At 70.6% G+C, this 8,748-nt stretch carries 8 protein-coding genes and 1 pseudogene; 1 reads left to right on the top strand and 8 read right to left on the bottom strand.

What is annotated here, in order from left to right; genetic code table 11:
• Window positions 1–544: pseudogene (locus P409_RS18585) on the bottom strand (hypothetical protein); the annotation flags it as partial.
• An 85-nt stretch (window positions 545–629) separates the two neighbouring features.
• Between P409_RS18585 and P409_RS18580 the strand changes: the two are divergent.
• A complete protein-coding gene (locus P409_RS18580; protein WP_052120906.1) occupies window positions 630–1,160 on the top strand; it encodes a hypothetical protein in 531 nt (176 codons plus the stop codon).
• A 3-nt stretch (window positions 1,161–1,163) separates the two neighbouring features.
• Here P409_RS18580 and P409_RS18575 read toward each other — a convergent pair whose 3' ends face one another.
• The 7 genes from P409_RS18575 to P409_RS18545 all read right to left on the bottom strand — a co-directional run.
• Window positions 1,164–2,336, bottom strand: coding sequence for a nicotinate phosphoribosyltransferase (locus P409_RS18575; RefSeq protein WP_052120904.1), 1,173 nt, complete (start codon window positions 2,334–2,336; stop codon window positions 1,164–1,166).
• A 59-nt stretch (window positions 2,337–2,395) separates the two neighbouring features.
• Window positions 2,396–3,784, bottom strand: a complete 1,389-nt coding sequence (locus P409_RS18570; RefSeq protein WP_034841106.1) for a class II 3-deoxy-7-phosphoheptulonate synthase — start codon at window positions 3,782–3,784, stop codon at window positions 2,396–2,398.
• A gap of 144 nt (window positions 3,785–3,928) precedes the next feature.
• Window positions 3,929–4,678, bottom strand: a complete 750-nt coding sequence (locus tag P409_RS18565) for a class I SAM-dependent methyltransferase (RefSeq protein ID WP_034841102.1) — start codon at window positions 4,676–4,678, stop codon at window positions 3,929–3,931.
• Window positions 4,675–6,057, bottom strand: a complete 1,383-nt coding sequence (gene gor / locus P409_RS18560; protein ID WP_034841097.1) for a glutathione-disulfide reductase — start codon at window positions 6,055–6,057, stop codon at window positions 4,675–4,677. Before gor ends, P409_RS18565 begins: the two co-directional genes overlap by 4 nt.
• 124 nt (window positions 6,058–6,181) lie before the next feature.
• A complete protein-coding gene (locus P409_RS18555) occupies window positions 6,182–6,865 on the bottom strand; it encodes a class I SAM-dependent methyltransferase (RefSeq protein WP_034841093.1) in 684 nt (227 codons plus the stop codon).
• An 83-nt stretch (window positions 6,866–6,948) separates the two neighbouring features.
• Window positions 6,949–7,659 carry a ribose 5-phosphate isomerase A gene (gene rpiA, locus P409_RS18550; protein WP_274519166.1) on the bottom strand — a complete coding sequence of 237 codons (711 nt, stop codon included), beginning with the start codon at window positions 7,657–7,659 and terminating at the stop codon, window positions 6,949–6,951.
• The coding region (locus P409_RS18545) for an NAD-dependent succinate-semialdehyde dehydrogenase (RefSeq protein ID WP_034841090.1) at window positions 7,656–8,748 on the bottom strand (1,093 nt) is incomplete at its 5' end. The genes rpiA and P409_RS18545, both read right to left, overlap by 4 nt.

Raw genomic sequence — 8,748 nt, 5'->3', positions numbered from 1 at the left:
CGATCGCAGCGGCGAGGTCGTCGGCCTGCGCCTGCGCCCAGTGGCGGCGCGCCACGGGGTCTTCCTCGGGCCAGCCGGTCGACAGCACCCAGGCCCGCCGCTCCACCGCGTCGAACACGGCGACGCAGTCATAGAGGCCGAAGGCGATGTCCGGCAGGTCGAGCCCGGCGGGCTGCGGCGCCGGCATGCGGTCGGCGAACCGCCCGGCCTCATAGCCCAGAAAACCGATCGCGCCGGGGCCGAGCGGCGGCAGCTCCGCATCGGGCTCGACGCGATAACGGGCCAGCAGCGCCGCGATCGCGCCGAAGGGATCGGCCGGCGACTCCACGGCGCCGACCTCGATCCATCGGAACGGATCGGCCGCGATCAGCGACCAGCGGCCGCGGGTGCCGTCGACCAGGGCGGAATCCAGGAGCATCGGCCGGGGCCGCCGCCGGATCGCGGCGAAGGCCTCGACCGGGTCGCGCCAGGGGATCCGCCGGCACAGCAGGCGCGGCGACTGGATGACGGGCGAAGGGAACGGAGTGGCCAAGCTGTGGTTCACGTATCGATCGGGCTCCGGCAACGGCGCAGCCCGAAGCTAGCACGCGGCGGTTCGGGACACACCGCCGCGCCTTCGGGAGGCATCCATGGAACTGGTTTCCCGCCTGGCCTTCTTTCTCGTCAGCGTCATCCTGATGCTTCTGGCGGCCGGCCTGACCGGCTATGCGATCTATTCCGTGGTCACGACCTTCCGCACGCCCGACGCCGCGACCGACACGGCGATGCTGGACGTGATCGGCTATCTGATCATCGCCACCGCCGTCTTCGACGTCGCCAAGTACCTGCTGGAGGAGGAGGTCGCGCGCGGCCAGGAGCGGCGCCGCGCCTCCGAGGTGCGCAAGAGCCTGACCAAGTTCATGTCGACCATGGTCATCGCCGTCTTCCTCGAAGCCCTGGTGGTGATCTTCAAGGTGGCGCGCGACGACGTGAACCTGCTGCTGTACCCGACCGCGCTGATCGTGGCCGGCACCGGCATGATGCTGGGCCTCGGCCTGTTCCAGCGGCTCAGCGCCTCGGTCGAGCGCGACATCGAGCGCGGCGCCATCGACGACAGCGAAGAGAAAGACCGGGAGGACGGCACGCCGCGAAGCCGCCGGCCGAAGCCGTCCCAGCCCTGATCCCTAGATCCCCGAGCCGGCCATGGTGTCCGGCCCCGGCCGGGCGCTGCCGTCCGGGCGCAGCCGCAGCAGCCATTCGCGGCCGACCTTGACCATCGGCTTGCCGTCATACTCGACGATGTCGGCGGTGGCGTAGGTCTCGCTCCAGCGCTCCGGCAGGAAGCTGCCGGTGCCGACCACGTCGATCGGCGCCTTGGCCAGCGCCATCACCCGGCACTTGGCCGGGCTGAAGCCGCTGGAGACCACGATGCGCACCTTGCCGAAGCCGGCCTCGTCCAGCTTGTCGCGCAGATGGTGGATCGCCGCGGCCGAGACGCCGGTGCCGATCAGGTGGCGCAGCTCCTCCTCGCTGCGGTAGCCGCGCACCGCCTCGGGCACGTGCCGCTCCAGCACCGCGTAAGATTCGCCGGGCCCCAGCCCTTCCATGTAGCGGCCGCCGCCGGTGTCGATGCGGACCGACAGCCGGCCGGCCGCCGCCATGTCCGGGAAGCGGCGGCAGACCTCCAGCGCGTCGGTCACCTCGCGGGCGAAATAGTCGACCAGGACCGTCAGCGCGTCGTCCGGGAACACCTCGTGGAACATCTCGGCGGCGCGGACAGTCGACCCGGCATAGCCGATCAAAGCGTGCGGCATGGTGCCGAGGCCGGCGGCCTGGCCGAAGAAGTGCGCCGTGGCGTCGGTGGCGTTGCCGATGAAGCCCTTGGCGTCGTGCTTGCGCCTGGCCCGGGCCGAGCCGACGCTGGCGGCATAGGCCATCAGCTCCGCCATCTCGGAACCGGCGCAGTGCCGCGCATCCATCGCCAGGAAGGCCGCGCGCGGCAGCTCGGCGCACATGGTGTAGGCGTTGTAGGCGGCGACGCAGGCCGGGCCCAGCTTCTGCAGCAGCACCGTCTCGCAGTCCACCAGATGGCGCAGCGGGCCGGTGATGTAGAGCATCGGCTCGCCCGACCCGACCCATTTGCCCTCGGCGTAGCGCAGGTCGATCTCGACAGCGAAGCCGCGCTCCTTGGCCACCTGCTGCAGCCATTCGATCGCCAGCCGCGGCGCCGCCACCACCGGGCGGCGCATGAACACGGCATAGGTGACGCGGGTGTCGCCGAAGCGCTCGACGATGCCCTTGGTCCGCAGGAAGTACTTGTCGGTCCAGCGCGACAGATCGTCGACCGAAGGGGTCATGGACGCCGTTCCCTTGGAAGGGTTGCTATTCCGTGGCCGCGGCACGACGGCCGCAGCCCCTATTCCGCGGCCGCGGCCCGGCGGGCCGCGTCCTGCGCGCTGCGCTCTTGCTTCAGCTTCTCGGCGATCAGGAAGGCCAGCTCCAGCGACTGGCTGGCGTTCAGCCGCGGGTCGACCGCGGTCTGGTAGCGCAGCGACAGCGCCTCGTCGGTGATGGCCTGGGCGCCGCCGGTGCATTCGGTGACGTCCTGGCCGGTCATCTCGAAATGCACGCCGCCGGGATGGGTGCCCTCGGCCCGGTGCAGGTCGAAGAAGTCGCGCACCTCCGACAGGATCCGGTCGAACGGCCGGGTCTTGTAGCCGGACGGCGAGGTGATGGTGTTGCCGTGCATCGGGTCGCAGCACCAGACCACGGTGCGGCCCTCGTCACGCACCCGACGCAGCAGCGCCGGCAGCTTGTCGACCACCTTGTCGGCGCCCATGCGTACGATCAGGGTCAGGCGCCCGGCCTCGTTGTCCGGGTTCAGCGCGTCGATCAGGCGGATCAGGTCGTCCGGGTCCAGCGACGGGCCGCATTTCAGGCCCAGCGGGTTCTTCACCCCGCGCAGGAACTCGACATGCGCGCCGTCGGCCTGGCGGGTGCGGTCGCCGATCCACAGCAGATGGGCCGAGACGTCGTACCAGTCGCCCGTGGTGCTGTCGATCCGGGTCAGCGCCTGCTCATAGGGCAGCAGCAGCGCCTCATGGCTGGTGTAGAAATCGGTCTCGCGGATCGCCGGCGTGGTCTCCGCCGTGACGCCGCAGGCAGCCATGAACTCCAGCGCCTCGTCGATCCGGTTGGCGAAGGCCTCGTAGCGCTCGCCCCAGGGCGACCGGGTGACGAAGCCGAGGTTCCACTGATGCACCTTGTGCAGGTCGGCATAGCCGCCCTGGGCAAAGGCGCGCAGCAGATTCAGCGTGGCGGCCGACTGGTTGTAGGCCTGCACCATGCGCGCCGGGTCCGGCACCCGCGAGGCCTCGTCGAAATCGACGCCGTTGACGATGTCGCCGCGATAGGAGGGCAGCGAGACGCCGTTGATCGTCTCCATGTCGGCGGAGCGCGGCTTGGCGAACTGCCCGGCCATGCGGCCGACCTTCACCACCGGCAGGCCGCCGCCGAAGGTCAGGATCACCGCCATCTGCAGCAGCACGCGGAAGGTGTCGCGGATCTTGTCCGGATGGAACTCGGCGAAGCTCTCGGCGCAGTCGCCGCCCTGCAGCAGGAACGCGCGGCCGTCGGCGACGCGGCCGAGCGAGGCCTTCAGCGAGCGGGCCTCGCCGGCGAAGACCAGCGGCGGGTACTTCGACAGGGTCTGCTCCGCCGCCGCCACCTTGGCCGCGTCCGGATATTGCGGCATCTGCCTCACCGGCATCGCGCGCCAGGAGTCAGGGGTCCACCGTTCCGCCATCGCCGTACACTCCGCACTTGCGCCCCCGCCTGCTCTCTCCCTTGCGGACGGGACCGGATGTGAGGCTATACGCCTGCGCCTCCGGCAACGCCAGCGTCGCAGCGCAGCCCTCCCATGACAAGGACGGCGTGCGGCCGGGATAGCTCAGGCGGGCTTGTCCGCGGCCAGCAGCAGGAAGGGAGGACGTCGACGTTCCTCTTCCAGCGTCGGCCGGGATGCCAGCGCCTCCGGCACCGGCCCCGGCTCCTCGAGCCGCGCCAGCACCAGCCCGGCGGCGATCAGGGTGCCGACATAGGTCTCGATCGTGCGGTGGTGCTTGATCACCCCGTCGACGAACCAGCGGGTCTGCCGCGGCCCTTCTTCGCCATAGCGGTCGACCCGCCAATGCAGCTTCCGCCCTTCGGCGTCGCGCTGCCACTGGCTGCCGCCCAGAGCGGTGCACATCGGGTGCTCGACCGAAAAGGCGAAGCGGCCGCCGGGTGCCAGGGCGACCGCGATCCGCCGGACCGCGGCCGGGTAGTCCGCGACGTAGTGCAGGGCGAGCGACGACACGATCAGGTCGAAGCCGCCCTCGCCCATCGCCACCGTCTCGATCGAGGCCTGTTCATAGCGGATGCCGGGGTCGGCCGTGCGCCGGCCGGCCTCCGCCAGCATCCTGGCCGAGACGTCCACCGCCAGCACCGACGCCGCGCCCCTTGCCCGGGCGGCGCGGGCAAAATCGCCGAAGCCGCAACCGAGGTCGAGGACGCGAAGGCCGGCCAGCGACGCCGGCAGCATCCGGGCGAAGGCCGGCTGCTCCAGAACGGCGTTCAGCCCGCTTTCGGCCTCGCGCAGCGCCGCATAGCCGGCGAAGAAGGCCGGGTCGTCATAGACGTTCTGCGGCGCGTCCGTCATTGCGCGAGCCCCGGGCTGGCAGGGCGCTCGACCTTGCTGCGCATGGTCACGAACTCCTCCGCCGCCGTCGGATGGATGCCGATGGTGGCGTCGAACTGCGCCTTGGTGGCGCCGCAGGTCAGGGCGATGGCCAGGCCCTGCACGATCTCCGGCGCGTCCGGCCCGACCATGTGGCAGCCCAGCACCCGGTCGGTCTTGGGGTCGACCACCAGCTTCATCAGCGTCCGCTCCTCGCGGCCCGACAAAGTGTGGCGCATCGGCCGGAACACGGCGCGGTAGACATCGACCTCGCCATATTGCTTCTGCGCCGCCGCCTCGGTCAGCCCGACCGTGCCGATCGGCGGGTTGGAGAACACCGCCGTCGGCACGTTCTCGTAGGACGGCACCCGCGGCTTGTTGCCGAACAGCGTGTCGGCCAGGGCATGGCCCTCGGCGATCGCCACCGGCGTCAGGTTCAGCCGGTCGGTGACGTCGCCCAGCGCGTAGATGTTCGGCACGCTGGTCCGGTAATGCTCGTCGACGATGATCGCGCCGTCGGCATCGACCGCGACGCCCGCCGCCTCCAGCCCCAGACCGGCCGTGTTGGGCTTGCGGCCGGTGGCGTACATCACCCCGTCGGCGGCGATCACCTCGTCATTGCTCAGCGTCACCGCCAGCGCGTCGCCGACCTTGGCGATGCCCTCGACCTGGCAGCCCAGGCGCAGATTGACCCCGGCCTTGCCCATCTCGGTGGCGAGATGGACGCGCAGGTCGTCGTCGAAGCCGCGCAGCACCATGTCGCCGCGATGCACCAGCGTCACCTCGGCGCCCAGGCCGTGGAAGATGCCGGCGAACTCCACCGCGATATAGCCGCCGCCGACGATCACCACGCGCTGCGGCATCCGCTCCAGATGAAAGGCCTCGTTCGAGGTGAAGGCGTGCTCGCGGACGCCGGGCTTGTCCGGCAGCACCGGCCAGCCGCCGGTCGCGACCAGGATGCGGTCGGCGGTGACGCGCTTGCCGCCGACATCGATGGTATGGGCGTCGACCAGCGTCGCCCGGGCGTCGAACATGGTGGCGCCGGCCCCGGTCAGCAGCTTGCGATAGATGCCGTTCAGCCGGCCGATCTCGGCATCCTTGCGGGCGATCAGCGTGGCCCAGTCATGGGTCGCGGCCGGCACGGTCCAGCCGAAGCCGGCGGCGTCCTCGAAATCGGCGGAGAAATGCGCTGCCATGGCCAGCAGCTTCTTCGGCACGCAACCGACATTGACGCAGGTGCCGCCCCAGTAGCGCTCCTCGGCGATGCCGACGCGGGCGCCGTGCTGCGCCGCGATGCGGGCCGAGCGCACGCCGCCCGAGCCGCCGCCGATGACGAAATAGTCGAAATCGAATCCGCTCATGGCCTGTCCGGACCGCTTGCCGCGGTCAAAGCGGCGCAGCCGGGCCGGCCGCGCGGGAAGGGGTTCAGGTGGCATTTGGGCCGCGGAACCCCTTCGAGGCAAGCCCGATCGCCCCGCAGGGCGGCTATGCCTTGACCATGCGGAACAGCAGCTTGTGCTCGGCGCCGTAGGTGATGGCGTCGACCAGCTTCGGGTAGTAGCGCTTGTCCTTGGTCGCCGGCACGAAGCCGTCGAAGCCAAACTTCTTGACCGAGACCGAGAAGCCGGCGGCAGCGAAGGCCGCGGCATAGTCGTCGGGCGACCGGTCCTGCACCGGCGCGTTGGTGGTGCCGCCGATCAGCGTGCGCCAGCGCGGCCACAGCGGGCTGTCGGTGTGGCAGCCGGTGACGGCGTAATAGACGCCGCCCGTGCGCAGCGCCTGCAACATCTGCGCCGCATGGCCGGCGATGTCCGGCAGCAGGTAGATCACCTCGTAGCTGAAGGCGATGTCGAAACGGCCGGCCCAGGGCGACAGGTCGGTGGCGACGCGGTGTTCGACCGGCAGGTCGCCCTTCGCCGCCTGGGCCGCGGCGATCGAGTCGGTGGCGATGTCGACGCCGAGGCCCCAGCGGAACGGGCGCCGGGCATGCAGCAGCTGCAGGAAGCCGCCGCGGTTGCAGCCGAAATCGAGCACGTCCCTGCCGGCCAGGTCCGTCTCCGGCACCAGCCCGATGAAATGCTCCCAATAGGGCCGGTGGCCGTCCGCCATCGCCACCTCGCGCTGCGGGTCGGCATGCCAGGTGCCGTATTGGGCCTGGGCGAGGGTCATGCGAGTCTCCTGATCTCGACTGTGCGATGACCCACCCTAGCCGGAGCGGGAGGCCGCGGCATCACCGCGGCCTCCCCCAAAAGTCAGGCCCCGGGTTTCAGGATTGTAGAGCTGCCGTCCGCCTGGCCGACGATCGCCTGCTCGGCGCCGCCGAGGAACAGCCCGGTCTCAACCACGCCGGCGATGGTCTTGATCCGGGCCTGCAGCCCCTCGGGATCGCGGATCGGCGCGAAGCCGCCGCAATCCAGCACCAGGTTGCCGCCATCGGTGCGGACCGGCGCGCCGTCGCGCTGGCGCAGCACCGGGGCGCCGCCGAGGGCCGCGAGGCGACGCGCCGTCGCCTCCCAGCCGAAGGCGGTGACCTCGACCGGCAGCGGCGCCTTCTCGCCGAGCGTGCCGACGATCTTTGAGCCGTCGACCACGGCGATGAAGCGGGACGAGGCCTCGGCCACGATCTTCTCGCGCAGCAGCGCCCCGCCCAGCCCCTTGATCAGGCGCAGCGTGCCGCGCTCCACCTCGTCCGCCCCGTCGATGCAGAGGTCCAGCGCCTCGGTCGCGGCGAAATCGGTCAGCGGGATGCCGAGCGCCCGCGACCGCTCCGCCGTCTGTTCGGAGGTCGGGATGCCGGTGACACGCAGCCCCTCCTCCTTGATGCGGCGGCCCAGCGCCTCCAGCACCCAGCGGACGGTCGAGCCGGTGCCGAGGCCGAGGCGCATCCCGTCCTGCACCAGCGCCGCCGCGGCCTCGCCCGCGGCGCGCTTGCCCTGCTCCTGCGGCGACAGCGTCTCGCTCACCGGTTCAGCCCGCCCATGCACATGTATTTGACCTCGAGATAGTCCTCGATGCCGTAATGCGAGCCCTCTCGGCCGAGGCCGCTCTCCTTCACCCCGCCGAAGGGGGCGACGGCGGTGGAGATCAGGCCTTCATTGATGCCGACGATGCCGTATTCCAGCGCCTCGCCGACCCGCCAGATCCGGCCGATGTCGCGGCTGTAGAAATAGGAGGCCAGGCCGAACTCGGTGTCGTTGGCCATCCGGATCGCCTCCTCCTCGGTCTTGAACCGGAACAGCGGGGCCAGCGGGCCGAAGGTCTCCTCCTTCGCCACCTTCATCTCCGGCGTCACGTCGGTCAGGATCGTCGGCTGGAAGAAGGTGCCGCCGAGGGCGTGACGCTTGCCGCCGAGGGCGATATGGGCGCCCTTCTCCACCGCGTCGGCGATATGCTCCTCGACCTTCTCGACCGCCTTCATGTTGATCAGCGGGCCCTGCTGGGCGCCGTCGGTCATGCCGTCGGCGACCTTCAGCTTGCCCACCGCCTCGGCCAGCTTGGCGGCGAAGGCGTCGTAGACCCCGTCCTGCACCAGGATGCGGTTGGCGCAGACGCAGGTCTGGCCGGTGTTGCGGTATTTCGAGGCGATCGCCCCCTGCACCGCGGCGTCGAGATCGGCGTCGTCGAAGACGATGAAGGGCGCGTTGCCGCCCAGCTCCATCGACACTTTCTTCACCGTCGACGCCGATTGCTGGATCAGCAGCTTGCCGATCTCGGTCGATCCGGTGAAGGTGACCTTGCGGACGATCGGGCTGGACGTCATCTCGCCGCCGATCTCGCCGGCACTGCCGGTGACGACCGAGAACACGCCGGCGGGGATGCCGGCGCGCTCACCGAGCTCCGCCAGGGCCAAGGCCGAATACGGCGTCTCGCTGGCCGGCTTGACCACCATGGTGCAGCCGGCGGCCAGCGCGGCCCCTGCCTTGCGGGTGATCATCGCCGCCGGGAAGTTCCAGGGGGTGATCGCGGCGCAGACGCCGATCGGCTGCTTGATCACGACGATGCGGCGGTCGCCGGCCGGGGCCGGGATGGTGTCGCCGTAGATCCGCTTGCCC

It is taken from the genome of Inquilinus limosus MP06 (genome assembly GCF_000767795.1).
Lineage (GTDB): Bacteria > Pseudomonadota > Alphaproteobacteria > DSM-16000 > Inquilinaceae > Inquilinus > Inquilinus limosus_E.
The sequence above is the reverse complement of the archived record's forward strand: the minus strand, read 5'-3'. Positions and strand labels throughout refer to the sequence as shown.

Coding starts and splice junctions, on each gene's coding strand:
- P409_RS18580 (WP_052120906.1), top strand. CDS start 630: ATGGAACTGGTTTCCCGCCTGGCCTTCTTTCTCGTCAGCGTCATCCTG.
- P409_RS18575 (WP_052120904.1), bottom strand. CDS start 2,336: ATGACCCCTTCGGTCGACGATCTGTCGCGCTGGACCGACAAGTACTTC.
- P409_RS18570 (WP_034841106.1), bottom strand. CDS start 3,784: ATGGCGGAACGGTGGACCCCTGACTCCTGGCGCGCGATGCCGGTGAGG.
- P409_RS18565 (WP_034841102.1), bottom strand. CDS start 4,678: ATGACGGACGCGCCGCAGAACGTCTATGACGACCCGGCCTTCTTCGCC.
- gor (WP_034841097.1), bottom strand. CDS start 6,057: ATGAGCGGATTCGATTTCGACTATTTCGTCATCGGCGGCGGCTCGGGC.
- P409_RS18555 (WP_034841093.1), bottom strand. CDS start 6,865: ATGACCCTCGCCCAGGCCCAATACGGCACCTGGCATGCCGACCCGCAG.